We start from the raw sequence: 25,056 nt of genomic DNA on the forward strand, positions 1-25,056 counted from the left end.
GTCTTACACTTCCTTTCATTTCCGTACGATTTCACGGATGAATTTATCGAGCGGCCATGTATTGACGACCGTTTCTTTTTTTAGCCATGCCTTTTTTGCGTAATTCACGCCTGTTTTCATGTATTTCAACTGATCAATGGCATGTGCATCTGTATTAATGGCAATATGTACACCCGCTTCCTGCGCCATGATCAACTGCTCAGTCATCAAATCCAATCGATATGGACTGGCATTCAATTCAAGTATTTTCCCATATTCCTTCGCCCATTCAATAAGTTGTGGAACGTCTGGGTTATAGCCTTCTCGCTGTCCGATAATGCGACCTGTCGGATGTGCAATCATATCGACGTTCGGATTACTGATTGCACTATGAAGGCGTTCCATGATTTGTTCCTGTGATTGACTAAAGCTTGAGTGGATTGAAGCGATGACAAAATCGAGTTCTTTCAGCAGATCATCGTCAAAATCGAGTGTCGCGTCAGGAAGTATGTCCATTTCCGTTCCGCAAAAAATTTCAATGTCATCGTATTCTTCATTCAACGAACGGATTTCTGCAATCTGATCGCGTAGACGCTCGGGCGTTAGTCCATTTGCTACTTTCAAGTACTGCGTATGATCGGTGATGACTAGATGTGAATAGCCTTTCACGCGACACGCATCCACCATTTCACGGATTGAATAGGCACCGTCAGACCACGTCGTATGCATGTGAAAATCACCTTTAATGTCTTCAAGGTCAACCAAACCCGCTATCTCATCTGTACGATCGATTTCACGGCCATCCATTCGCAATGATGGCGGGATAAAAGGCAAATCGAAATGGGCGTAAAATTGTTCTTCCGTTTCAAACGTGATAATTGAACCATCTTCACTTTCCACACCATATTCACTGATTTTCATCCCTTTGGATTTCGCCAGCTGACGCATCCGGACGTTATGGTCTTTCGATCCTGTAAAATGATGGATGGCGGAAGCGAATTGTTCGTCTTTTACGAATCGAAAATCGGCGTCAATCGCTTCTTCCAGATCGAGCGTAACCGACAATTTTGAATCCCCTGCAGCGATTGTCGCAAGTAGCGGTAGTGATTGCAGTAGTTTTTCCCTAACGATGGACGGCTCGTCCGTAACAATTATGAAATCGACATCGCTGCTTTCCTCTTTTGTCCGGCGGTAACTGCCCGCAACAGAAAAATGCTTTATTTCCGTAATTTTTTGGAGCTCTGTTTCAAGGAATGTAACAACTTTCTCCATTTGCCATATCGGGAATTTCCCTTGGCGTGTGCCTAAAATATCGATTTCATTCAACAGGTTTTCTTCTGTTTTCTTGCCAAAACCGGGAAGCTTACTTACTTCCCCGGCGGCACAAGCTGCACGTAGCGATTCAACTGAATCGATTCCAATCGCTTCACGAAGCTTTGCAATACGCTTGCCCCCAAGCCCCGGGACTTTAAGTAGTGGAATAAGGCCTTTCGGTACCTCTTCCTCCAATTCCTTTTGCAGATCAGATTCCCCTTTTTCCAGTAAATCTGTAATAACTGCTCCCGTTCCTTTACCAATCCCTTTTAACGTTAAAATATCGTCCATTTCCGATAAACTGCGTGGATCGAGTTCCAAAACATTGGCCGCTTTTCTGAAAGCAGAAACTTTGAAGTGATTTTCTCCTAGCAATTCCATGTATAAGGCGATTTTTTCAAATGTACGGATAATCGTTTTTTTATTCACGAGTAGGCCTCCATTTCATAATCTTTCTTTAAAAAAAAGCTTCCCTCCAGCTTGGGGGAAGCACTCAGGTTGTATAGATGTACCACCATTTTTTCACAGTTTCAGTCAGTATGGGTGTATGCTCTAGTATTGTATTTGTTAGGAGCGATTTATCCATGGCGGTTTGGATAAAGTCCAGCGGTATCATAGCGCCCAGGTAAAGTAGGAAGAATAGCAGGATATAAAACTCAACGAATCCAAATACTGCACCTACAAGGCGGGAAACGAATCCTAATACCGGCAAATACTTTAAAAAGTCGAACATCGATGCAACGAGTTGTAAAATGAATTTGACGACGAAAAAGATAGCGACAAACGCAATGAGTCTACCAAACGTTACATCCAAATCTAGCTGACCCACCGCTAAATTCAATTTTGATTCCGCCGTCACGCCTGGATAAGGTATCCAAAGTGCAAACTTTTCCGCGAGTTGCTTATAATAGCTATAGGCAACGATAAGCGCAATGATGAATCCTGTCATATGTATAATCTGTACAATAAGTCCTCTTCTAAAACCGGTGATGAGTCCCCCTAAAAGGAGGATTAGTATAAGTAAATCAAGCATGTACGTCAGTCAACCTTTCAACTTAGCCAATTCTTGTTCCAGTTGTTCAACTTTCTCTTTTAAATTCAAATAATCATGTACACTATTTACAGCGGTAAGCACAGCGACTTTTGCAGTGTCGAGATAGGGATTGTGATTACTGATTTCTTTCATCCTATCATCGACCATCGTGGCGACCAGCCGCATATGACTACTCGTTTCCGTACCGACCATTTTATAGGTCTGTCCGTATATGTCAACTGCTATGCGTGTTTTCTGTTCGTCTGCCAATGCCCTGACCTCCCACGTAAAAACTATGTTTATAATTATACCATGAAAGCCATTTAGTTGTGAATTATGTTGATGAAAGGAAGTTATTTATGAGCAATCAAGTCGTTATTTTAGATTCACAAGTTTTGAAGAAAGTGATGAACCATTACAAGTCATCCACAGTTGTACGCAATGCACCGGGTGTCGTTTTTGCGGCAAAACTGGCTGACACTTCCATTACAGCGTATAAATCAGGTAAAGTGCTGTTCCAAGGGGCGGGATCGGACCGCGAAGCTGCATTATGGGGGGAGGTCCTGAACAAAGCTGCTGCGGGTGTCGGGAAAGCAAAAGGTGATGTCCTGCCCGAGCGGTTTGCGGCGCTATCTGTCTTGGGCTCCGATGAAACGGGTACGGGTGATTTCTTCGGACCCGTTACGGTTGCGGCTTGTTTCGTCCGAGCCGATCAGGTTGAACTTATACAAGAACTCGGTGTAAAGGATTCGAAAATGCTAACGGATGATCTTATGCGGAAAATCGCACCTAATCTGCAAGCGACGCTAACGTATAGTGTGTTGACATTAAAAAACGATAAATACAATGAAATACAAGCCCGCGGATGGTCGCAGGGGAAGATTAAAGCACTTCTTCACAATCAAGCGTTGAGGCATGTTCTGCGGAAAATAGGAGACGAAAAACCCGATTATATATTGATTGACCAATTTGCTGAACGCGGTATTTACTATAATCATATTAAAGCAGAAAAAGAAATCGTCCGGGAGAATGTGTTGTTTTCGACGAAAGCGGAAGGACTTCATGCATCGGTTGCCGCCGCGTCCATTATTGCGCGGGTCGCGTTCCTTGAAGAAATGGACCGCATGAGTAAAATCGCCGGTATGACACTTCCAAAAGGGGCGGGTCCGAAAGTGGATAAAGTAGCTGCTAAGATTTTATTGAAAAGTGGTGAAGAGGCATTGAAGTCATTGACTAAGTGGCATTTTGCGAATGCTGGGAAAGCAAAAGGTATTGCGATGAGAAAAAGAAAGTGACTGAAAGAATTAGGGTATTCCAATGAATTCGCTTCGGCGCTTGGGGATGCCTCCGCTGGTTTCATATAGATGGTTCATTCGCTAAATATATGTCTAAAACTTAATATTAAAAAAGCCGCCCACGGAATCAATTTCCCGTGAGCGGCTTTTTTTCAGTTATCCACGAAGCAGTGCGCCTGCCTCTGTTGTTAATGCGTTCAATACGTTTTCGTGTGCTTTGACGACTTCTTCATCCGTCAATGTGCGCTCGGAGTCTGTATAGGTCAGTGAGAATGCGACTGATTTTTTGCCGTCTTCCACATTATCCCCTTCATACAGATCGAACAGTTTGATGTCTTTCAACAATTTACCGCCCGCGTTGCGGATAACGTTTTCAAGCGCTCCTGCGGATGTTTCACTTGATACGACAAGTGCGATGTCTCTTGAGCTGGATGGGAAACGCGGTACTGGAACATAAACTAATTGTTCTGTTTCGATGGAAAGAACTTTTTCTAGATTCATTTCCATAACGAATGTGTTTTTCAAGTCGCGTTTTTTCTGTTCTGACGGATGGACTTGTCCGATTAACCCAATGTTTTCACCGTTATGACGAATGGTAGCTGTACGTCCAGGATGCATTCCCTTCACGTCTGCTTTTTCGAACGTCAAGCCTTTCAAAAGACCAAGACTGTTCATCATTCCTTCAACAATCCCTTTTAGGACGAAGAAATCGACGGCTTTCTTTTCTGCTTGCCATGCATGATCAACCCATTTGCCTGTGATGACAGCTGCGACATGCTCGACTTCTTTAGGTAGGTCATCTTCACCTTTTCCAAGGAATACTGAACCTGTTTCGTACAGCGCTACCGAATCGGTTCGGCGAGCCACGTTGTACGTAGCCGCTTCCAAAAGATGCGGTAGTAGACTTTGACGGAGCACGCTACGGTCTTCGCTCATTGGCATAAGCAATTCAGTGACAGGCGCGGTTTCCAATGCATACGCTTGCGCTTGCTCTTTTGACGTCAATGAATACGTTAGTGCCTGATATAATCCGGCGCCTTCGAGGAAGGCCCTTACCGTACGACGTTTTGCTTGGTAAGGTGTCAAACCGCCCGGCGTTGACTCTGTAACGGGTAGTGTCATCGGAATAGTGTCATAACCGTGCATCCGTGCAATTTCTTCTATGATATCCTCTTCGATATTCAGATCCTGTCTGCGTGTAGGGGCATCGATAACAAGTTTACCGTTTACCGCTTCCGTTTTAATCTGCAAACGGTCCAGAATAGACAGCATTTCTTCAAGTGAAATTTTCATACCCAAATGGTTATTGATAGTGTCCGGCGATAGTAAAATACGCTTAGGCGTCTTATCCAGCTCGTCAACTGTTACTGAACCGGCCAACACTTCTCCGCCTGCAATTTCGGACATCAGTTGCGCAGCACGTTCTGCAGCTGCAGCTACCCGATTCGGATCTACGCCTTTTTCGAAACGCGTGCTTGCATCACTACGCAACCCAAGTTCCCTTGATGTACGACGAACAGATGCGGGTGCAAAATAGGCTGATTCGATGACAACCGTCGTCGTTCCTTCATGCACTTCCGTATTCAATCCACCCATAACACCTGCAAGCGCAATCGACTCTTTGTCGTTTGTAATGACTAGCTGATGCGGGTGCAAAGTGCGCTCGACGTTATCGAGTGTTGTAAGTTGTTCGCCTTCTTCTGCAAGACGGACGGTAATTTGTCCCGTGCCAATTCTATCGAGGTCAAAAGCGTGAAGCGGCTGACCATACTCCATCAAGACATAGTTCGTAATGTCGACGACGTTATTATGCGGACGTACTCCTGCTGCCATCAACCGATTTTGAAGCCATAATGGAGACTCGCCGACTTTTACATTCTTCACGACTTTGGCTACATACATGGGATTGTCTTCTTTTGCATCGATGCGAAGTTTCAGCATGTCTTCCGCTTTTTCCGTCGATTCCGGATAGCTTATTTCCGGCAGCTTTACGCCTTGTGATAAAATCGCACCCACTTCATATGCAACACCTAACATGCTAAGTGCGTCTGAACGGTTCGGTGTTAAATCGAATTCAAGAACAATGTCGTCAAGTCCAAGTAATGCCAAGGCATCTTCACCTGGAACTGCAGTTTCCGGCAAGACATAAATACCTTCTGCATACTTTTTCGCTACAAGTTTCCCTTCAACCGCAAGCTCTTGAAGCGAGCAAATCATACCGTTCGATTCCTCACCACGTAGTTTCGCTTTTTTGATTTTCATGCCGCCTGGAAGAACGGCCCCTGGACGTGCGACAACTACTTTTTGGCCTGCTGCAATATTCGCTGCACCACAAATAATCTGGGTCGTTTCTTCACCTACATCCACTTGACAGATATTCAACTTGTCTGCTTCAGGATGCTTCACACATTCTTTTACATAGCCAACCACAACGTTTGTAATGCCTTGAGATCGATCGATAATTGAATCAACTTCAATTCCTGAACGTGTGATTTGTTCAGCTAAATCCTCGGGCTTGATGCCCTCTATATTGACATACTCATTTAACCACTTCGTAGATACTAACATACTAGACCCCTCCTTAGGCTTCCGTCCGGTGGAATTGTGATACGAACCGTACGTCATTTGTATAGAAATGACGGATATCTTCCACACCATATTTCAACATTGCAATTCGTTCAGGCCCCATACCGAAGGCAAACCCTGAAACGACAGTCGGATCGTAGCCCGCCATTTTCAAAACGTTCGGATGTACCATACCTGCGCCCAAAATTTCGATCCAGCCTGTCTTTTTACAAACATTACAGCCATCCCCGCCACAATTAAAACAAGAGATATCCATTTCAACGGATGGTTCAGTGAACGGGAAAAAGCTTGGACGCAGACGAATTTCACGTTCATCCCCGAACATTTTTTTCGCGAATAAAGACAATGTGCCTTTTAGGTCACTCATTCGGATATCTTCCCCGATGACGAGTCCTTCAATTTGCGTGAACTGATGAGAATGTGTTGCGTCATCATTATCACGGCGATACACTTTTCCGGGACAAATGATTTTGATTGGCTCTCCGCCTTTCGCTTCCATTGTCCGTGCCTGGACGGGTGAAGTATGTGTACGCAGTAAAATATCTTCTGATATGTAGAATGAGTCTTGCATATCACGCGCAGGATGGCCTTTCGGCAAGTTCAACGCTTCGAAGTTGTAGTAATCTTTTTCCACTTCGGGTCCTTCTGCAATTTCAAACCCCATGCTGATGAAGAAGTCTTCGATTTCTTCAACGACGCGCGTAATTGGATGATGATTCCCTGTACGTGCTGGGCGGCCAGGTAATGTGACGTCAATCGTTTCTTTCTCAAGCTGTTCATTGATCGCTTGTTCTTCAAGTTTTACCAGTCTTTCTTCAAGAACCTCCGTTACCGTTTCTCGAATGACGTTAACAAGTGCCCCCATTTTCGGACGTTCGTCGGCAGGTAATTTCCCCATCCCTTTCAATAAATCTGTGATGGGACCCTTTTTCCCTAAATAAGCGACACGGACTTCGTTCAACTCTTTCAACGTTCCTGCTTCTTTAATTTGCTCAAGTGCACGTTCTTTCAACTCTTTCAACTGCTGTTCCATTACAAATCTCTCCTTTCCAAATAAAAAAACCCCGCCCCTGGAAAAGGGACGAGGACGATTTCGCGGTACCACCCTGATTATCACGCACGAATGCATGATCTCTCAAATCGGATTAACGGTCCGTAGCCGGTACACCTTTACAGTTAACACTGGTCCTGGCGACAGCTCGCGGGGTGAACTTCAATAGACACTTACCTACCCGCGCTTTCAGTCAAGGCGCAGACTCCCTATGGGTTCGTGTGTTATCTACTTTTCCCGGTCAATGCTTTTTATTTCTTGCAATTAATGCCTAGTATACCCGAATGAAATGAATTCATCAACACTGTACCAGCTTATTTTACGGAATACGCATACAGCAGAATGCCCGTAGCAACCGCCACGTTCAAAGATTCTGCTTTTCCGTACATCGGAATCTTAACTGTTTTGTCTGTCAGCTTAAGAAGCTCAGGATCGACACCACTACCTTCATTTCCAACAATAAGGGCAAATTGCGCCTGTGGTTCGATAGTCGAATGATTCACTGCGTTTTGCAATCCCGTTCCGATTACCAATCCATTTGCTTCTTTGACTCGATTGACCCATTCGAATAAATCTCCTTTTACAACCGGGATGTTGAAATGGGACCCTTGCGCAGACCGTACCGTTTTCGGATTGTAGGGGTCCGCGGAGCCTTTGCCAAGAATGACCGCGTCCATGCCGGCAGCATCTGCTGTGCGGATCATCGTCCCTACATTACCGGGATCTTGGACTGCATCGACCAGTAATACTTTTTTATAGGAAGCGAACGTTTCTTCAGCATGTTCCGGTTGGCGACAATGTGCAAAAACACCTTGCGACTGCTCTGTTTCTGCAATTTCTCGTGCAACTATCTGATTCACTTCAACGATATGTATACCTTCAATAGACCACTCTTTCGGAATTTCAACACCATCGCTAACAATTAATGCAAGAACCGCATCCTTTTGTTTCAACGCCTCTTCAACCAAATGGAAACCTTCTACAACGAATTCTTCCGACTTATCGCGTTCTTTCCGCGTGGTAACGAGTTTTTTCCAATGTTTTACGAGTGCGTTTTGTGGTGATTCAATGCGTTTCATAGTTTCATTCCCCCCTTTTTCTTTTCAGTGTATCAAAAGACGGTATAGTTGGCGATAAATGTGTACAACATGAAGATAGGAGGTTGATAAAATGAATTTTCAAATCAGGGATGCCATTACAACGAACATGACGAATAACTCGGCGGAAGATATCCGCGGCGTTGTAGAAGACGCCATCAAACGCGGCGAGGAACATCTATTGCCTGGACTAGGCGTATTCTTCGAGAAACTGTGGAATAGCTCAGGCGAACAGGAAAAGTCGAAAATGGTCGGTGAATTGGCACAATCATTCGCCGCAAGCTAAATATGCTACAAAGCATTAATAGGTCCGTAGAAAGTTGCTCCTGAGACACATGGAGCAGCTTTCTTTTTTAAAACTCAACATTACGGGTGAAAAAGTCAAAGCCCGTTGCAGTTACAATCCCAAATACAAGCGTCCATAAACCAATGCTTATCATCATCCATATCATTGTATTCACTTTACTAGCACCCAATAACAACCCCAAAAATGCTGCGATATGTGTGCCGATGAGAATAGGTCCAAGTAATGCAAGTCCAGGCATCCCGTATTTATTCCAAATCCGTTTACCCCGTTCCGTTCTTTTCGATTTTTCCTTTCCCTTTTTCCGTTTTCTTGATGCCATCCAATCTTTCACTTTTTGGAAGGCAAAAATTAATATCAAGACTGTCAGCATATTGCCCAAAAAGGCGAGAAGCATAACTAAAACGGGTGATAATCCTCTAATGATTCCCAATGGGATAACAAGCGCAATTTCCAATGCGGGAATTGCTGCCCCAAGAAACACTAACAAGTATTCGAACATTATGATTCCTCCTGCGAAAATTATGTATTTCAAGGTAAAAACATTTCACTATCGACAGTCTATCATTCATACCGAATACTATGCACTGATTAATTCAACAAAAAAGCCTAGGTTTATAAACCCAGACTGGTATTGCGTTCTATTCAACTATTTTATTAAATTACAATAGGGAAGCAAGAACTGCTTTTTGTGCATGGAGTCGATTTCCCGCTTGTTGAAAAACATATGAATTCGGTCCATCGATGACGGAAGTTGCGACTTCTTCTTCCCGATGAGCAGGCAAGCAATGTAAAAACAGATAATCCTTCTTCGCATGGGCAACCAACTTATCATTGATTTGAAACGCTTTGAAGGCTTTTAAACGGGCTTGCGCTTCCTGTTCTTGCCCCATACTCGCCCAAACGTCCGTATACACTACATCGGCATCGGACACCGCTTCAATCGGATTGGTCGTTTCGTAAACACTGCCGCCGTTTTGAGACGCAATCGCTTTCGCTTTCACAAGAAGATTCGGATTGAACTCGAATCCTACTGGCGTCGCCACTGCTACTTTCATGCCCATATGTGCCGCCGCAATCACCAGTGAATGTGCCACATTATTGCCGTCACCGACATACGCAAGTTTTAAACCAGCTAGTGAACCCTTCACTTCCTTGATTGTCAACAGATCGGCCAATGCCTGACAAGGGTGAAAAATATCTGTTAGGCCGTTGATAACTGGAACTGTTGTATGCGTTGCCAACTCTTTTACCATTTCATGTGAATTTGCGCGAATCATCACACCATCCAAATACTCCGAAAGTACATGTCCTGTATCATAAATCGATTCCCCACGACCGATTTGTAGATCTCTTGCATTCATGAACATTGCATGACCGCCAAGATGGATCATACCAACTTCAAATGAGATACGGGTACGGGTCGAATGCTTTTCAAATATCATGCCAAGCGTTTTCCCGGCTAATAGGGGTGGTAGATTCCCTTCTGCCGTCGCCTTTTTCATTTGCAATGCTTTATCCAACAAATACGTTAGTTCGCCACTTGTATAATCTAAAAGTGTCAGCAAGTCTCTCCCTTTCAACCCCTGCGCAATATCTGTTTCAGCAACTCCGACCTTTACCATACAGTCATCCCCCATCCACTTTTTTGTTTGTATAGCTAATTATATGTATGTATATTTATTAAGTCAAGTGTATTTTTATAAATTGTTTGAAATAAAAAACACCTAAACCGTTTGAATGGCTTAGGTGTCTTTTCGCGCACTTATTCGAATGTAATCTTATGCACTGTATCGCGATCTAATTTCTTAATGACTTCCACAATCAGTTTCACCGTATTTTCGTAATCATCACGATGCAAGATACCTGCATGCGAATGAATATAACGAGTTGCGATACAAATCGCGAGGGATGGCACGCCATTATTCGCACGGTGGATGGAACCTGCATCCGTTCCGCCGCCCGGAATCGTTTCAAACTGATACGGAATACCATGTTCTTCAGCAGTATCGACAACGAAGTCGCGCAAGCCTTTATGTGCAACCATGGAAGCATCGTAAAGAAGAATTTGTGGACCGTCACCCATGACGCCCATCGCTTCTTTGGAAGTAACGCCCGGTGTGTCCCCCGCGATGCCGACATCAACTGCGAAGCCGATATCCGGTTTGATTTTAGTTGCAGCTGTACCTGAACCGCGCAAGCCGACTTCTTCCTGTGCCGCTCCTACGCTGAATACGACATTCGGGTGTTTTTCGTCTTTTAGCGCTTTCATGACGTCAATTGCAATTGCACAGCCGATACGGTTGTCCCACGCTTTTGCAAGTAGGTATTTTTCATTATTCATGACTGTGAATTCAAAATAAGGGACAACCATATCCCCTGGCAAAACGCCCCAGCTCTTTGCTTCTTCTTTTGAAGTCGCACCGATATCGATGAACATATCTTTAATATCCACTGGTTTTTTACGCGCTTCCGGCGATAGGATATGTGGCGGTTTCGACCCAATAACACCTGTTACTGTGTCCCCTTTGCGTGTCACAATCGTTACGCGTTGTGCCAGCATGACTTGCGACCACCATCCGCCAACTGTTTGGAAAGAAAGGAATCCTTTATCGTCAATTTTAGATATCATGAAACCGACTTCGTCAAGGTGTCCCGCGACCATGATTCTTGGTCCGTTTTCTTCACCTGTTTTTTTAGCAATCAGTGAGCCAAGTCCATCTTGTTCGATTTCATCCGCATACGGCTCTATGTACTTTTTCATAACGTCGCGCGGTTCACGTTCGTTGCCGGGAATTCCTTTTGCGTCTGTAAGTTCTTTTAGCATTGTTAAAGCTTCATCTAGTTTCTTCAACTATTTCGACCTCCTAAGTAAGTCCTACAACAAGTAGTATATGCGATAATTCAGCTATTATCAAAACATTTCGGATTTAAAAAGACACTGGCAAAACGGTACTTTCATTCATTCGATGAATTAGAGTAATTCTTTTCGTAATTGAGCTGCACTTTTCGGGGAAAGTAATCCAGGTGCAATATCAAATACCGTTTTTGCTCCTGTCTGACCGTCTTTATTCAACCGATATGCCGCACGCGCATAGGCGACAAGGACGCTTGAAGTAAATTCGGGGTTGCTGCCCAGGTTCAATGAATACTCCATCACTTGTGCATTTCCTTCGCCGGTCTTGCCACTTCTGATGACGAATCCGCCATGTGGCATTGCAGCGTGATTTTGCTTTAATTCTGCTTCTGTAATGAAATGCACGGCCGTATCATACTCTGAAAAGTAATCCGGCATCGTGACGATTGCCTGTTCCACTTCTTTTGCATCCGCTCCATCTTCTAAAACGACATAGCATTCACGTGTATGTTTTTCACGGGTGGATAGTTCAGGCACTTCTCCGCTGCGCACACGTCCCACTGCGTCAGGGGCAGGTATTGTATACTGGACTGCACCTTTCACGCCTTCAATTCGTCTAACAGCATCGGAATGCCCTTGGCTTAGCCCTTTACCCCAAAACGTATAGGTCGCACCTTCGGCAAGAACCGCTTCTCCAAATAGACGATTAATTGAAAATAACCCTGGATCCCAGCCGACCGAAATAATTGCAGTTTTACCATTTGGCTTTGCAGCAGCATCGACTGTTTCAAAATAGCCTGGAATCTTTGCATGTGTATCGAAACTATCCACGGTATTGAAATGTGCTGCGAGTGCTGGTCCTTGTTCCGGCAAGTCGTTTTTTGACCCTCCACAAAGGATAAGCACATCAATTTTATCGGCAAAATCAGTTATCGCATCCATTTTATGAACTAGTACATTGTTACTGAGTAGTTGCACGTTTTCTGGACTTCTTCTCGTGAATACGCCGACTAGTTCCATGTCTTCGTTTTGACTGATAGCGGATTCGACGCCTCGTCCAAGATTGCCGTATCCTGCTATACCTATTCTAATTTTACTCATTTATAAATCCCCCATTCGAATTCTTACTAGTCATAACTTTAGCGGTTAATTGAACAAATTACCAACATTTTCGAATGTTCACAGACTGTTCTTTTCATGCCATTGCAAACAATGGTAAAGTATAGATTGATGTACTTTAACTGAAATGAGGCTTTCATATGCGCTTTTTTGTTTACCTTATCGTCTTTTTCTCGTTCTTCGATTTATTTTCTCAATTGCCGATTATGAGCCCGTTTGCACAATCACTTGGTGCAACCCCATTTCTCATTGGTCTCGCGGTTGGAATGTATTCGTTTTCCAATACAATCGGTAATATTATTTCGGGATTCTTAACAGATCGTAAAGGCCCTTTCATCATACTTATGATTGGACTTTTTGCATCTGGGCTATCGTTGTTTCTGTATTCATTTGCAGAGGGGCCGTTTTCGTTACTCGGCGTTCGATTTGTCCATGGGTTCATGGAAGGGTTAATTGTCCCTGCGGCATTTACGTTCTTGGCTAATCGTGCCGAAGAATCCAAACGAGGTCGAAGTGTAGCGATTTCGGGAGCCTTTGTTGGACTAGCTGCGATACTGGGCCCTGCTTATAGCGGTATCATAGCGACCAAAACAACAACACCGTTCATCATGGCAGTTAACGGCGGAATCATGCTTGTACTCGCTTTTCTTGCCTTTTTTGTTCTTCGATCATTTACATACGTCAGGAAACATTCATCAGGAAGCGCAAGCCGGTTTAAAGTCAAGTTTCTTTTCCAACATCCCGGTATGGTAAGGGCTTTCGCGGGTGCATTCTTCCTAATGTTTTCGCAAGGTGTTTTGGCACTTGTGCTGCCACTAAAGATTGAGTCATTGGGTTTTGATACTAAAACGACAGGCCTTTTACTCAGTACTTTCGGCGTTGTCGCCATTCTGATTTTCCTTTTGCCGATCAATCGCATTTTCGACCGTGTACGTCCGATTGTTACACTGGCATTCGGCATTTCGCTTATGGGATTCAGCATGCTCCTTCTAAGTCAAGTTGAGGAATTGAATTTCTTGTATATTGCGATGGCTATTTACGGTGTAGGATTTGCGTTCCTGTTCCCGTCCATCAATTCGTTGCTAATTGACTCGTCTTCCGCTGAATTCCGCGGCAAAGCATACGGCTATTTCTATGCATTCTTCTCCATAGGCGTTGTTGCCGGTTCATTCGTTATTGGCGCTCTGAATCTTGATTATCAGGAAGCATTTATACTGACAGGAATGATCCTACTTGTTGTCGCACTGTATACATTACTAGGCATGCGCAAAAAGACGTCTATTGACAAATCTTCTAAACTCGTTTAACTTGATTCAGTAGGGGTTCAAACCCCTACTGAATAGGGGATCTCAGACTAAGAACGCCGCGTCCTGCGGCAATGTCTGAGTGACCAACGTCCTGTTGGCCCAAAGCCTCCGGCGGATGTCACAGATTTTGAAGGGAATCAATTGAGCAAGCTCAATTCAAAATCTGGACGCAATCACGCCGAGGCGCGATTGATTGTCAAAGACGAATTGAATACCCCGTTCGGGAGAGGTTCATAGCGACCCTCTTTAAAAAACTATGGATGACGGATTCTACGCCATGTCCATTCGACATGGCTTTTATTTTTGTCGTTTATGGACCTCCCTGACAACATTACTGGGAGGTTTTTTTATTGACTGGAAGAGACGAAGCAACATTGACTGATTTAACTTTACTCGGCAATCAGAACACGAAGTACTTATTCGAGTACAGTCCGGATGTATTGGAAGCCATCGACAACTTACATATGAACCGGGATTACTTTGTAAAATTCAATTGTCCCGAGTTCACATCACTTTGTCCGCAAACAGGTCAACCGGATTTTGCGACGATGTATATCAGTTTCATTCCCGACAAAAAGTTGGTAGAAAGTAAGGCATTGAAATTGTATTTGTTCAGTTTTCGCAACCATGGCGATTTTCATGAAGACTGCGTGAATATCATCATGAATGATTTAATCGAGTTACTTGATCCTCGCTACATCGAAGTATGGGGGAAATTCACTCCGCGCGGCGGCTTGTCGATTGATCCGTATTGCAATTACGGACAACCCGGCACGAAGTTCGAACAGATGGCAGATCACCGTCTTATGAATCATGATCTATATCCTGAAAAAATCGATAACCGATAAGGGGGTAATGAAAATATGCTTTACTATTTGAATGGACTTTTCGTCGGGTTATTAATTTTATCGAATATTTTAGCAGTGAAGCTAATCAGTATCGGGGATTGGATTGTCCTTCCTGCGGCGGCAGTCGTTTACGTTTGTACGTATCCCATTCTTGACGTCATTACTGAGACTTACGGAAAAGAGGCTGCCCGAAAAACCGTTATTGCGGGGTTTGTCACACAACTTTGCGCGGTCATTTTCATATGGATTGCCATTCAATTACCGGCGGCGCCATTTTACGATGACCAACAATCTTTCGAAACGATATTCACGGCTGGTTTCCGTGTAACGATTGCAAGTTTGGCCGCGTATCTTGTCAGTCAAAATCTTGACGTCACGATATTCGACAAATTGAAGAAACGCCATGGCGATAAAAAGCTATGGATCCGGAACAACGCTTCAACAATGACAAGTCAGCTCGTCGACACAATCATTTTCGTGACGATTGCATTTTATGGGGTTATGCCTTTTGGTGCACTCCTAACACTTATCGCAACACAGTATGTATTCAAGTTCGTCGTGGCAATAATTGATACGCCTATCGTTTATCTCCTCGTCGCGATTTGCAGAAAGATTGCGCGAAAAGAAACACAATCTACTATTCCTGTGCAGGTTTAAAACTGTATATATTCGGCACTATTTAATTAGAATTAATTAAGTAGATACCTCATCAGTATAATGAACAAATCTAGCGAAGGAGCGACGAGTGTGAGCCGAAGCAATGAGACCGACAATGATCTTTCTGGCGGGCTTATTGTGTAAGGCCATCACCAAGCGACGCAGCGGCGTTGGAAGAGCCTTCTATTTATTAAGTTCCAACTATATAACGCGGTTTAACCCCCTCCCTTTTGTGGAATAAACAAAAGAGGAGGGGTTTTTCATGACTATTTTCACAGTTGGTCATTCAACGCATACCGAAGAAGAATTTCTAACATTATTGAACGATGCAAAAATAGATACACTTGTTGACGTACGGTCTTTCCCAGGAAGTCGGAAGTTTCCCCATTTCCATAAAGACCGAATGCAAATCTGGTTACCCGAAGCCGGCATCGATTATACACATATCGTAGAACTCGGCGGAAGAAGAAATAAATCAAAGACAGTCGATAATGAAGTCAATGATGCATGGGAGAACCGATCGTTCCATAATTATGCGGATTATACTTTAGAAGATGACTTTCAGAAGGGATTGCGACAATTAAAAGACCTTGCAGCCAATCAATCTGTTGCTTATTGTTGTTCGGAGCGGCATCCAGCCCGTTGTCACCGGTTACTGATTAGTAATTGGCTTTCATTGAACGGCTGGACTGTCAAACATATCGTGGACGGCGCAAAAGGTGTAACGGAAATCATAGAACATGAGCCCGGTAAATGGGGTGCGCCCCCTGTTTTACGTGAAGATGGCACGGTCGTCTATCCCAACTAAAGATAAAAGAATATTAACAATAACACTTTTTTCAACGACCAAAAAAGCATCGGTTATAACACCGATGCTTTTTATTTTGAAAATGTTTAGTACCTCAACTAATGCATCCCGTTTAATGAAATAACCTAATCACACTCTTGAATCTAGATACCAAGCTACTGCCTTATTTTCAATCTCCTGTGCTAATTGTTCTTTTCCTTTTATGTACGATTCAATGTCATAGGGGAAGAATTGGGACAGTTCCTCTTTTAAGTCTCCATACTTTTTTGCTATATCTGGATATACCCGCAAATAATCCCGAAATGCAAGATGACGTTCAACTTCGGGATTACCCGATTCATAAACATGGACATGGTGAGTTCGATTTTCCCCTCCTTTTTGGAAATATCTGCGTTCAGATATCCCATTTTCGCCCTTTGGTTCATAGCCAATGGTTACCATCGCTTTGTTTAACTCATCAATCCGATTAATATCTCTAACTACAGGCATTATGTCAATGATAGGTTTTGCTTTTAGACCGTTCACAGACGTACTGCCAATGTGGTGGATTTCAATGATTTGGTGATCGAAAATCGCATGTAATTTATTTGCTTCTTCTTCAAACATTGAAAACCATTGCACGTTAAAAGGCTTAACTTCAACTTTTCTCATTCAAAACCACTCTTTCCGTTGTCCAATGAGTCGGTTTTCCTTACTTCTATATATTATCCGTTAGTTGAATTTATTTGTTTTATATACTTATTATCCTAAAGTGTCTTCATCACTTTTGTATTCTAAAATATCTCCAGGCTGACATTCTAAAGCCTTACAAACCGCCTCCAAAGTTGATAAGCGAATCGCTTTTGCCTTTCCATTCTTCAGTATCGAAATATTTGCCATTGTTATTCCAACGCTCTCCGAAAGTTCTGTAACGCTCATTTTCCTTTTAGCCAACATCACATCAATATTGATTATAATCGACATTTTTTCACCTCAGACCGTTAAATCATTTTCCGATTTTATAGTAATGGCTTCTTGCAAAAGCCTTTGGAGAACAGCGGCAAAGACTGCGATAACCATTGGAGCAAAAATAAAGAGCATTCCAACCAATATGACACCCGGGGCATCATCAAACTCCGCAAAGATATAGAAGAATGGCATACCAGCCACATACAAGCCACTGATTGTGATTGCACAGTATTTTATGTTTTTTAAAGACTTTACGGATATTTCTGAGAACGCTTTGTTCTTGTCAATATAAATTAAAAGTTTAAAAGCCTGGTACAATGCAACGAAAAACGGTATCGCCGACACATACATAATTATTAAAATGCCATATAGTACATAAACAAACACCGAATTACTTTCTGCTGCTTCTTTAGCCAACATAGGCAACCCAAATATACATAAAGCCAAAACTGGAGTTCCAATAAGAAAAACAGCTGCCTTTAAAAACAGTGTTGAACCTTGTTTCATAAAAAACACCTCACTTATTTATTGTTAATAAGATTTTAGCACATGGTTTATCGATTAACAATAAATTTATATCTTTTCCCATTGTATTATTATCGTTATATGAATATCCTTTTAATTTAAGAAAAAGACAAAAAGCACTTTTCATTAGAGAGAAATGCTTCTTGAATTTAAACTGTTCAATTTACAACTTGTTCTACTAACCCATTCGTTAGTTCAATAAGCCGTTTTTCATTTCGGGTACTATTGTTTTTAGCTCAATTAAATCATCTATTACAAAATCGGCTTGAGCGAGTTCATCTTCTTGGGCAAAATCAAAATTACAGCCTACCGCAATTAACCCATTGTCTTTAGCCGCATTAATATCAGAAAGACGATCCCCGACTACTGCCGCCTTTTTTATATCATACTTTTTTATGATTCTTTCAACTAAATCTCCTTTATCGAACGTTTGGATTTGTTGAATACTAAATGTTTCAGTAACCCAGTTATCCAAGTCATAATAACTCACAATCGCTTTTAAATATTCCGTTAACCCATTACTCGCTATATAAATCGAACAATTATTCTCTTTCAAATAACTGAAAGTCTCCTTTACGTTTGGATATAAAGCACCTTTCCCGCTTTTTATATTTTTAACTAATCTTTCCAAAAAATAAGCATCCGTTTGTTCTCTTACTTCATTCGAATGAGTAGGTAACAAAGTTTCCCAGACTTTCGGTAAAGGTACACCCATAATTTCACGGTACTTATCAATTGGGGTTACTGTATCCCATTTATTTAATGATCGTAAATGGTTAAAAGTATCATCAAGTGATAATTCCAAGATTCTATCCGTTTGAAATAAAGTTCCATCCATATCAAAAATCAGTGATTGTAACATTGTCTTCGCTCCCTTTATTCCGTTGCTGAATAACTTCTAAACTTTGACATAAAGACAGAGTCATCTAATCATTCCCTATTGTATTAAATGAATCTGTATGAACTCTACTTCGCTGTTCTGTCACGGTATACAATCAGCGTAATTGCATTTAATAGGATAGTAACGATAAGCAGAACTGCAGCGACGGACGCCACAGCACCCGTTGTGTCCATAAGGGCAGACCAATCCTCAATCTTTACCAAATGATAAGTATAGAAAATCTGGAGACATAGCGAAATAGCACAAGCACTGATGCTCATAACAGAAAGAGCGACCCATTTCCTATGGTCACTTTCCCCATATCTCTTGAGGCTAACAACAGGAAGTATCCAAGCAATTAGTCCAAGCACGAGGCTACCAAGATTAAGCAAACCAATTATATCTAGTCCCTCCTTTGTATTTCCCAACTAAGAATTATAGCCAAAAGCAATTATAAATAGCATCTATGACCAACAGACCTCAATGATTTCATAGTCTTCCGAGGAATCTGCTTCCCCAGTTAAACACGAAAAACATCCTTGGTAGGTAACCGCACTGCCAATCGCCCAGATTTCCTGACCGCAGTTGGAGCACGTTTCTCCATTTTTCTTATCTTTAACTGCCTGTTTTAAGTTTTCTCTTAACTGATTCGGATTTTCGCCCGGATTATTTTTGCAATGCTTTTTCACAAAAGCTTCTATCGATATGGGTACCATTAATGCCTCCCCTTTCTTATTGCCATTTTTTATTATTCTATACTAATTCATTAATTCGAAAAACCGTTTCTTATTAGTCGATGAAAATGAATGCCTTCTTTTTCAAGGAAAACGCCCGATTAGGGATTAATCAATCTGTGGTTGAGAAGAACGAGTTTTAATTCGCCTGCTAACCGCAATAATAATCGGTGTGCCAATCGCTGTCGGTAAAAACCAAAAGATTAGGGTTGGAAATTCATTTAGGATTGGAATATCGGATACATTCACAATAAGCACAGCTGTGACAATCCCAATATAGGATCCTAACATGCCACCGATATGCTTAGGCAACCAGTTATGCGAACGTCTTTTTCTTGCTTGGTAACCGTATAACGCCAGCCCATAAGAAAAAAATGCGATGAAAAACAAATAAGCAGACTCTTGCCAGTGCATCACTGATGTGACGACCGCTGAAATAAAGACCACAACATAAGATCCGTGATACAACTCTCCCAGAAATGTATGCCACCCGCGTTGTTTTTTCGAAAAAGCTGCAATCAAACCAACGATTAAACATAATGTCCCGAAAGTGATGTGTAACGTTAAAAAGAAACCAAATACGGTCATAGACTTCCTATCCCCTCTCTTCTTAGAATAGATTGTATTCAACAATCTCGTCCAATTATGACGCATATGTATTCTGCAAGCGCACCTGTTCATGCAAAAGAATGTTTAGTTTTGCATGAAGGAAAAAGAGTTAACCTTTTGCTTTATAGTATCAACAACTGTATTGACACTTATAAAATCAGTATCTATATATTCTCCAAAATCGTATTCATCAAAAGCATTTAAGCATTTTTCAGTTTGCTGAAAGCACCAATTATCTTCTTCATCTCCTCGCTTCCTGAGTCTATCGTAAATAAATACCTCCACGAATAGTCATTCCAGAATTCGTTAGTAGCGTTATTCCCCATTACCTTTTCAGCTCTCTTAAAAAGGTAACGGCAATTATTTCAACATTTAAAATCCGCATAAAAACTCCTTCTCTTACTTTACAATCCAACGCTATTACTGAATAGGTGCAATGACATTTTCTTTTATGAACATCAACAATCCAATTCCATTGTTGATGTTCATAAAAAGTTTAAAGAATCACACCTGAAAAATTCCCTTTTAATACTTCTTTCCCATTCTGATTTCCGCAGAAAAAAGATGCAATAATAGCTGTTCTATTATTTTCTTGCCTTTCGTATTTTTCAATTTTAACTTCACAAATTATTGTATCTCCTGTAAACACTGGTCTTAAAAACTCGAAATTCATATTACGGGCCAATACGTTATTATCCCCACCTACTTTTGTTGGTAGTGTTGCCGTTAATAAACCTTGAACTACAAGTCTTCCCTGTTCATCCGGGGTAATATGATGAATCCCCTCGTCACCTGAAATCTCTATAAATAATTCAACATCCCTTAAAGTAAATGACCGTTCGAACGTAATTAAATCTCCTACTTTTAATGTCATTAAAATCTCCTCCATCTATTAATTATGTAAGGAATTATTGAAACTCCCAATTTTTAGGTTTGATGTTCATATTCATCCATTTCCCTTGTGGTGCTTGATATGGAGCGGCGGCGATTAAATGATCATTATGCCAGCTCGCCGCTCCGGAACGAATCATTTCATCGAGCAGGATTTGAATAAACTCTTCTGGCTGAATCTGGAAAGAATAGCGCGCAAAATCATTGAACCAACCACATGTTAGCAAGTAGTTACCGATTTCTTCTTTTGCCAAGCCATTCTTAATAATTAACGTGAATGAAAAAATCCTCTTGCAAGCATGCCAAGAAACTTTTTCCGGCTTACCCAACCACTTTTCAAACCGCCCTCTTGCCGCATCAATAGAAGCAAGGGGATTTTCTATTTGGGGTCCATGTCCGGAATAGGCCCGTTGCATCGGTAGCGTGGACAACCGATCCAGACTTTCCATAGATCGTTGGATAGATGAAACACCCTCCCGAAAGATATTTAACCATCCGATATCATTTTTGTGAAAGATATCCCCGCATATTAATACCTCTTCTTCAGGTTCGTATAGAGAAATATGCCCTAACGTGTGTCCCGGTGTGTGCAAGACTTGCAAGGTTCTACTTCCCGTATGTATCTCATCGTTATCCGAGAGTTTTGTATCGACTTGATAAGGTTCCACAGGCTGATCTAACCATTCCGCCCCACAAGCCTCGGAGTCACAAGAATTTATTAAATCGGCTTCCCATCTATGGGCAGCAATCGGTACACCATACTTTTTTTGAAAATGAAAATTGCCTCCTACATGGTCACTATGATAGTGCGTATTCACAATAAGGTGTAGGTCTTCTGGTGAAACGCCTTCTTCTTTAATTAATCGCTCTGTATCCTCCGCTTCACTGCCAAAACCCGTGTCAATAAGGATAGGAAATTGATCCTTAATAAGGATTATGTTTGCGCTTGGAAATGTTCTTTCAAAGAAAATAATACTGGATTCTTTCACAGGCCATCCCACCTCAAATTCGATAATTATAAGATCTAATAATTTCAGATTACCTTAAGTAAAACTATTATTCACTCTCTTTGAATCGCAACTACTGTTGGCTTAGTACATTTTTTCATATCTACCAGATTTGTATATAAGAAAAGCAACGCTTCATAGGCGTAACCCGTTCAGTTAAGTGGTGAAAACTCCAAATCAGAGTACGAAAAAGGCAACTTATTCTCGTATGAATCAGCATCTTTTAAATGACTATACTTAAACGTTCGTTAAGAAATAGCATTGGTTTTAACAATTGGGTTGACAGACAAATTAAACCGCTGTTAATCCAGTAACTAGATTGTAGGAAATTGGAGAAGAAAAAATGAGATTCATAAAAGTAAAAAAATCAAAGTTCAGAATTTGATTTCATCTAACAATAATTTCTGACGCCAGAAAAAAAAGTAGTTATTTCCGATCCTTTCCCGATAAAAATTATGCAACAATCGTTTGCAATAGGTAAACCTTTGAAGTTATCGCCAGTTTTTCCCCTGCTCCGCACGAAGCATGCGAGTTTCCCCGCACTTCGCGGTCCATCTATCGATATATACTAGACTATAAGTTCTTCGTTACTATTAGACGTGAGATTAATCTACCGTTTCAAGCCCACATTCCATTCGGTATTGGTTTAGTTTCTTTATCATTGAAGCAGTTAAACCGAATTTCTGTATCTCTGACGAGATAATTTCTGTATTTTTACGATGTACCAGTCGGTGTATATCTTTATGGAGAACTCTTAAGTTATTGAACTTGTCCGTTCCTCCAAGATGTGCCGGTGTATAATGATGGCAGTGAACTTCGTGAGCGGTTAAACTCCAACCTGTGATTTCGCATTTACCCATTTTCATACTGAAACGGCTAATGCGGTTATCCATATATTCAACCGTTCTATCTGGAAGCTTTGCTTTCATTAATCCGCTGATTTCTAAACTGACATTCGGCTTTAATTTATCGTAAATTCTCTTTCTGCCTTCCACCGTATAAAGAGAAAGCTTGCGGCTAAAGTTCATGGCATTTACAGTTCTAACATCACCAATCGGGAATAAGTGAACTCCTGCGATTTTGAACGTTTTCACTCTCGTGCTATAGAACTTTTTATATGCCGAGCTGGGATTAATTGGATGTCCATATTTTCCTACAGGACGAAGGCGGTTATACAGAAAGGCTTTTAATTCATAGGCGAGACGTGAGAACTCCAGGTTGACATGAGTAGCTCGGTTAAAGTAATTGTGAATACCTAAAACAAAACTGTTGAAACGTAATGCATTTTGAGTGGTAGGCGATTTCTTTATCCTTTGGATATGAAGTTTAGCCTGTTCTTTTAATTTCTCTTGTTTCTTCTTTTTAATGCCCGTATGGGCAACTCTTTTGTTTCTCTTTGCATTCGCTTTGATTGTAAAGCCCAAGAATTCAGATTCCCGCTTTCGCAAATTAACAATTTGCGATTTTTCCGGTGAAATATCTAGATGTAACCGTTCCTTGAGGTACTGCTTGACCGCATGGTACCACTTTTGAGCCGTTTTCCCATCTCGACAGAGGATTTTAAAATCATCCGCATAGCGGACGAGATATCCTTCTTTGAGATTTGTACGTTTCTTGGCAAGCGTTTCCCCACCTCTGGATTTAAAGTCTTTCGAGAGAGGGAAAAGTTCCCATTGGCCAGCTACCCATTGGTCTAAGTCGTTTAATACTATGTTCGATAATAGAGTTGATAATAGCCCGCCCTGTGGAACACCTTTAGACGGTACACCTTCTGTGTCAATTTCGGCTTTCAGCATTTTAGATATGCAAGTAAGTACTTTTCTATCATGGATGCCCAAATTCCATAATTGTTTGATGAGAAGTGTGTGATTTACATTATCAAAGAAACTCTTAATATCGATATCCACAACATAGTGCAACTGTGCTTGGTTGATGAGGTATTGTACTCTTGCCATAGCATGATGCGTAGACCTTAACGGTCTAAAACCGTAGCTGTGATTGTAAAATTGAGCTTCTGCAATAGGCTCAAGAACTTGTTTAAAACATTGTTGGATAATCCGGTCGAGAATACATGGAATTCCAAGTGGTCTTAGTCCGCCACTTTCCTTTTCAATCCATTTTCTTCTGACTTTCTTGGGTCGATAGTTTTCCAGTTTTGTTTGTATGGTTTTCACCAATTCATTTTCCGAAAGCTCTTTGATGTCATTGATGGTTTTGCCATCTGTACCTGGTGTTTTGGAACCTTTATTCGATTTGATTGTTCTAAAAGCCAAAAGAATGTTTTCCCTCGATACGATGATGTCGTAAAGATTATTGAACGTATCCTTATTACTGGCTTTTTCATGTAAATCCGTGAAGGTTTCCGTCATATTGTAGTAATCCCAATATCTCAAAGTTGACACTGTGGCATCCCTCCTGACGAGTGATGTTCCCACATTCCTACCCGATCGGTGTCATTCACGTGAAGAAAATAATCGTTCTATTTCGTTAGACTTGGGGCTGTTCATCCACTTCCATTACAGAAGATTCCTAGGTCGTACCCCTACCTTCACAAGAGCAAGTGCTTTTTGGCATTAGCCTTATAGCAAACGCTGCGGATGACAGTCCTCATTTCAACGTCTCTTGCTTCCCAAGTCCCTTACAACGTAGCTATCCTTTCTAAACGTAGGTGCTTCCTGTAAGCCTGCGAGCTTGATACCGCCATTGTTCGGTATAGCATATTTCAGAGGGCGCAATTTTACTTTACACCACTCGCCCCATCGTATGATGGGCCATAGCTTTACACTATGTTCAATCTTTAGACCCGTACATTCGGAAGTTTGTCAGTTCCTTTAGAGTGGAACATTCTCACCGTATCTAGTTTTTCAGCCATCCGGCATATCAGTTAACATACCTTCTCTATAAGAGTGGCTCTAGTCTTCCTTCTGCCGACTTTACCTGAGCTTCGTACCAAATGAACTGTCATTCATGAAGCACGCAGGAGTCTCAATGGGATAGTTTCTGAAAACGTGGTTTCATCATTCCTATCCTCCGTTGTAAAGTTGAAATTTATTTTATAAATCTCCTGTGTTTTCATGCCAAAAGGCATTTATCACAGAACTTGTCGCGCGTCAGCAATAGGTAAGCGTTTGAAGCAATCTCCAGCTTTTCCCCTGCTCAACACGGAACGTGCAAGTTTCCCCGCATTCCGCGCTCCATCTAACTTCA

At 41.8% G+C, this 25,056-nt stretch carries 26 protein-coding genes, 1 riboswitch and 1 other annotated feature; of the genes, 6 read left to right on the forward strand and 20 right to left on the reverse strand.

Annotated features, from left to right (window positions below):
- Positions 1-15 precede the first annotated feature (15 nt).
- From polX to zapA, 3 genes are all read right to left on the reverse strand, one after another.
- A complete protein-coding gene (polX, locus tag FILTAD_RS14445) occupies positions 16-1,722 on the reverse strand; it encodes a DNA polymerase/3'-5' exonuclease PolX (RefSeq protein ID WP_124071665.1) in 1,707 nt (568 codons plus the stop codon).
- A gap of 64 nt (positions 1,723-1,786) precedes the next feature.
- Complete coding sequence (locus FILTAD_RS14450) at positions 1,787-2,326, reverse strand: CvpA family protein (RefSeq protein WP_124071666.1); 540 nt, start codon at positions 2,324-2,326, stop codon at positions 1,787-1,789.
- Between the two features lie 9 nt (positions 2,327-2,335).
- The gene (zapA, locus tag FILTAD_RS14455; protein ID WP_124071667.1) at positions 2,336-2,596 is read right to left on the reverse strand and encodes a cell division protein ZapA; all 261 of its coding nucleotides are present in this window, start codon (positions 2,594-2,596) and stop codon (positions 2,336-2,338) included.
- Positions 2,597-2,685: 89 nt separating this feature from the next.
- Here zapA and rnhC point away from each other — a divergent pair, with 89 nt between their 5' ends.
- Positions 2,686-3,621 carry a ribonuclease HIII gene (gene rnhC, locus FILTAD_RS14460; protein ID WP_124071668.1) on the forward strand — a complete coding sequence of 312 codons (936 nt, stop codon included), beginning with the start codon at positions 2,686-2,688 and terminating at the stop codon, positions 3,619-3,621.
- A gap of 156 nt (positions 3,622-3,777) precedes the next feature.
- On the opposite strand, the gene pheT is transcribed toward rnhC, so the two are convergent.
- From pheT to FILTAD_RS14475, 3 genes are all read right to left on the reverse strand, one after another.
- Positions 3,778-6,189, reverse strand: coding sequence for a phenylalanine--tRNA ligase subunit beta (gene pheT, locus FILTAD_RS14465; protein ID WP_124071669.1), 2,412 nt, complete (start codon positions 6,187-6,189; stop codon positions 3,778-3,780).
- Between the two features lie 13 nt (positions 6,190-6,202).
- Entirely contained in the window at positions 6,203-7,240 is a 1,038-nt protein-coding gene (pheS, locus tag FILTAD_RS14470; protein WP_124071670.1) for a phenylalanine--tRNA ligase subunit alpha, read from the reverse strand.
- A 41-nt stretch (positions 7,241-7,281) separates the two neighbouring features.
- Positions 7,282-7,512: a binding site (T-box leader), on the reverse strand.
- A gap of 60 nt (positions 7,513-7,572) precedes the next feature.
- Positions 7,573-8,337 (reverse strand): TrmH family RNA methyltransferase, encoded by a 765-nt coding sequence (locus FILTAD_RS14475; RefSeq protein ID WP_124071671.1) that lies wholly within the window; start codon positions 8,335-8,337, stop codon positions 7,573-7,575.
- Between the two features lie 91 nt (positions 8,338-8,428).
- Between FILTAD_RS14475 and sspI the strand changes: the two genes are divergently transcribed.
- Positions 8,429-8,641: a small acid-soluble spore protein SspI gene (gene sspI, locus FILTAD_RS14480; protein WP_124071672.1), complete on the forward strand. Its 213-nt coding sequence runs from the start codon at positions 8,429-8,431 to the stop codon at positions 8,639-8,641.
- 67 nt (positions 8,642-8,708) lie between these two features.
- Here the strand turns inward: sspI and FILTAD_RS14485 are convergent, their stop codons facing one another.
- The 4 genes from FILTAD_RS14485 to FILTAD_RS14500 form a co-directional block, all read right to left on the reverse strand.
- Positions 8,709-9,161 (reverse strand): small multi-drug export protein, encoded by a 453-nt coding sequence (locus FILTAD_RS14485; protein ID WP_124071673.1) that lies wholly within the window; start codon positions 9,159-9,161, stop codon positions 8,709-8,711.
- Between the two features lie 160 nt (positions 9,162-9,321).
- On the reverse strand, positions 9,322-10,284 hold the full coding sequence (argF, locus tag FILTAD_RS14490) for an ornithine carbamoyltransferase (protein ID WP_124071674.1): 963 nt from the start codon (positions 10,282-10,284) through the stop codon (positions 9,322-9,324).
- A gap of 140 nt (positions 10,285-10,424) precedes the next feature.
- Complete coding sequence (locus FILTAD_RS14495; protein WP_124071675.1) at positions 10,425-11,513, reverse strand: M42 family metallopeptidase; 1,089 nt, start codon at positions 11,511-11,513, stop codon at positions 10,425-10,427.
- A gap of 120 nt (positions 11,514-11,633) precedes the next feature.
- Positions 11,634-12,617: a diaminopimelate dehydrogenase gene (locus tag FILTAD_RS14500; protein WP_124071676.1), complete on the reverse strand. Its 984-nt coding sequence runs from the start codon at positions 12,615-12,617 to the stop codon at positions 11,634-11,636.
- A 158-nt stretch (positions 12,618-12,775) separates the two neighbouring features.
- On the opposite strand from FILTAD_RS14500, the gene FILTAD_RS14505 reads away from it, so the two are divergent.
- The 4 genes from FILTAD_RS14505 (at position 12,776) to FILTAD_RS14520 (ending at position 16,255) form a co-directional block, all read left to right on the forward strand.
- The gene (locus FILTAD_RS14505) at positions 12,776-13,942 is read left to right on the forward strand and encodes an MFS transporter (protein WP_124071677.1); all 1,167 of its coding nucleotides are present in this window, start codon (positions 12,776-12,778) and stop codon (positions 13,940-13,942) included.
- Positions 13,943-14,162: 220 nt separating this feature from the next.
- A riboswitch (PreQ1 riboswitch) is annotated at positions 14,163-14,206 on the forward strand.
- 86 nt (positions 14,207-14,292) lie between these two features.
- Positions 14,293-14,790 (forward strand): preQ(1) synthase, encoded by a 498-nt coding sequence (gene queF / locus FILTAD_RS14510; protein WP_124071678.1) that lies wholly within the window; start codon positions 14,293-14,295, stop codon positions 14,788-14,790.
- A gap of 15 nt (positions 14,791-14,805) precedes the next feature.
- A complete protein-coding gene (locus tag FILTAD_RS14515) occupies positions 14,806-15,447 on the forward strand; it encodes a queuosine precursor transporter (protein WP_124071679.1) in 642 nt (213 codons plus the stop codon).
- Positions 15,448-15,709: 262 nt separating this feature from the next.
- Positions 15,710-16,255: a DUF488 domain-containing protein gene (locus FILTAD_RS14520; protein ID WP_124071680.1), complete on the forward strand. Its 546-nt coding sequence runs from the start codon at positions 15,710-15,712 to the stop codon at positions 16,253-16,255.
- A 129-nt stretch (positions 16,256-16,384) separates the two neighbouring features.
- On the opposite strand, the gene FILTAD_RS14525 is transcribed toward FILTAD_RS14520, so the two are convergent.
- The 10 genes from FILTAD_RS14525 to ltrA all read right to left on the reverse strand — a co-directional run bounded on the left by FILTAD_RS14525 (position 16,385) and on the right by ltrA (position 24,251).
- Positions 16,385-16,906, reverse strand: coding sequence for a GrpB family protein (locus FILTAD_RS14525; RefSeq protein ID WP_124071681.1), 522 nt, complete (start codon positions 16,904-16,906; stop codon positions 16,385-16,387).
- 90 nt (positions 16,907-16,996) lie between these two features.
- Positions 16,997-17,218 carry a helix-turn-helix domain-containing protein gene (locus FILTAD_RS14530; protein ID WP_124071682.1) on the reverse strand — a complete coding sequence of 74 codons (222 nt, stop codon included), beginning with the start codon at positions 17,216-17,218 and terminating at the stop codon, positions 16,997-16,999.
- A 9-nt stretch (positions 17,219-17,227) separates the two neighbouring features.
- Complete coding sequence (locus FILTAD_RS14535; protein WP_124071683.1) at positions 17,228-17,710, reverse strand: DUF2975 domain-containing protein; 483 nt, start codon at positions 17,708-17,710, stop codon at positions 17,228-17,230.
- 208 nt (positions 17,711-17,918) lie between these two features.
- Entirely contained in the window at positions 17,919-18,590 is a 672-nt protein-coding gene (locus FILTAD_RS14540; RefSeq protein ID WP_124071684.1) for an HAD family hydrolase, read from the reverse strand.
- 104 nt (positions 18,591-18,694) lie between these two features.
- On the reverse strand, positions 18,695-19,009 hold the full coding sequence (locus tag FILTAD_RS14545; RefSeq protein ID WP_124071715.1) for a hypothetical protein: 315 nt from the start codon (positions 19,007-19,009) through the stop codon (positions 18,695-18,697).
- Positions 19,010-19,072: 63 nt separating this feature from the next.
- Entirely contained in the window at positions 19,073-19,324 is a 252-nt protein-coding gene (locus FILTAD_RS14550) for a hypothetical protein (protein WP_124071685.1), read from the reverse strand.
- A gap of 126 nt (positions 19,325-19,450) precedes the next feature.
- Positions 19,451-19,930, reverse strand: coding sequence for a DUF2306 domain-containing protein (locus tag FILTAD_RS14555; RefSeq protein ID WP_124071686.1), 480 nt, complete (start codon positions 19,928-19,930; stop codon positions 19,451-19,453).
- 517 nt (positions 19,931-20,447) lie between these two features.
- On the reverse strand, positions 20,448-20,825 hold the full coding sequence (locus FILTAD_RS14560) for a hotdog domain-containing protein (RefSeq protein ID WP_124071687.1): 378 nt from the start codon (positions 20,823-20,825) through the stop codon (positions 20,448-20,450).
- A 34-nt stretch (positions 20,826-20,859) separates the two neighbouring features.
- Positions 20,860-21,831: an MBL fold metallo-hydrolase gene (locus FILTAD_RS14565; RefSeq protein ID WP_124071688.1), complete on the reverse strand. Its 972-nt coding sequence runs from the start codon at positions 21,829-21,831 to the stop codon at positions 20,860-20,862.
- A gap of 623 nt (positions 21,832-22,454) precedes the next feature.
- Positions 22,455-24,251, reverse strand: a complete 1,797-nt coding sequence (ltrA, locus tag FILTAD_RS14570; protein ID WP_124071689.1) for a group II intron reverse transcriptase/maturase — start codon at positions 24,249-24,251, stop codon at positions 22,455-22,457.
- Between the last annotated feature and the right edge of the window lie 805 nt (positions 24,252-25,056).

The sequence above is a fragment of the Filibacter tadaridae genome (genome assembly GCF_900609045.1).
GTDB lineage: Bacteria > Bacillota > Bacilli > Bacillales_A > Planococcaceae > Sporosarcina > Sporosarcina tadaridae.

Coding starts and splice junctions, on each gene's coding strand:
- FILTAD_RS14560 (WP_124071687.1), bottom strand. CDS start 20,825: ATGACATTAAAAGTAGGAGATTTAATTACGTTCGAACGGTCATTTACT.
- rnhC (WP_124071668.1), top strand. CDS start 2,686: ATGAGCAATCAAGTCGTTATTTTAGATTCACAAGTTTTGAAGAAAGTG.
- FILTAD_RS14540 (WP_124071684.1), bottom strand. CDS start 18,590: ATGTTACAATCACTGATTTTTGATATGGATGGAACTTTATTTCAAACG.
- FILTAD_RS14450 (WP_124071666.1), bottom strand. CDS start 2,326: ATGCTTGATTTACTTATACTAATCCTCCTTTTAGGGGGACTCATCACC.
- FILTAD_RS14530 (WP_124071682.1), bottom strand. CDS start 17,218: ATGTCGATTATAATCAATATTGATGTGATGTTGGCTAAAAGGAAAATG.
- pheT (WP_124071669.1), bottom strand. CDS start 6,189: ATGTTAGTATCTACGAAGTGGTTAAATGAGTATGTCAATATAGAGGGC.
- FILTAD_RS14550 (WP_124071685.1), bottom strand. CDS start 19,324: ATGGTACCCATATCGATAGAAGCTTTTGTGAAAAAGCATTGCAAAAAT.
- sspI (WP_124071672.1), top strand. CDS start 8,429: ATGAATTTTCAAATCAGGGATGCCATTACAACGAACATGACGAATAAC.
- FILTAD_RS14515 (WP_124071679.1), top strand. CDS start 14,806: ATGCTTTACTATTTGAATGGACTTTTCGTCGGGTTATTAATTTTATCG.
- FILTAD_RS14475 (WP_124071671.1), bottom strand. CDS start 8,337: ATGAAACGCATTGAATCACCACAAAACGCACTCGTAAAACATTGGAAA.
- FILTAD_RS14500 (WP_124071676.1), bottom strand. CDS start 12,617: ATGAGTAAAATTAGAATAGGTATAGCAGGATACGGCAATCTTGGACGA.
- FILTAD_RS14535 (WP_124071683.1), bottom strand. CDS start 17,710: ATGAAACAAGGTTCAACACTGTTTTTAAAGGCAGCTGTTTTTCTTATT.
- argF (WP_124071674.1), bottom strand. CDS start 10,284: ATGGTAAAGGTCGGAGTTGCTGAAACAGATATTGCGCAGGGGTTGAAA.
- FILTAD_RS14520 (WP_124071680.1), top strand. CDS start 15,710: ATGACTATTTTCACAGTTGGTCATTCAACGCATACCGAAGAAGAATTT.
- FILTAD_RS14555 (WP_124071686.1), bottom strand. CDS start 19,930: ATGACCGTATTTGGTTTCTTTTTAACGTTACACATCACTTTCGGGACA.
- pheS (WP_124071670.1), bottom strand. CDS start 7,240: ATGGAACAGCAGTTGAAAGAGTTGAAAGAACGTGCACTTGAGCAAATT.
- FILTAD_RS14525 (WP_124071681.1), bottom strand. CDS start 16,906: ATGAGAAAAGTTGAAGTTAAGCCTTTTAACGTGCAATGGTTTTCAATG.
- FILTAD_RS14505 (WP_124071677.1), top strand. CDS start 12,776: ATGCGCTTTTTTGTTTACCTTATCGTCTTTTTCTCGTTCTTCGATTTA.
- FILTAD_RS14485 (WP_124071673.1), bottom strand. CDS start 9,161: ATGTTCGAATACTTGTTAGTGTTTCTTGGGGCAGCAATTCCCGCATTG.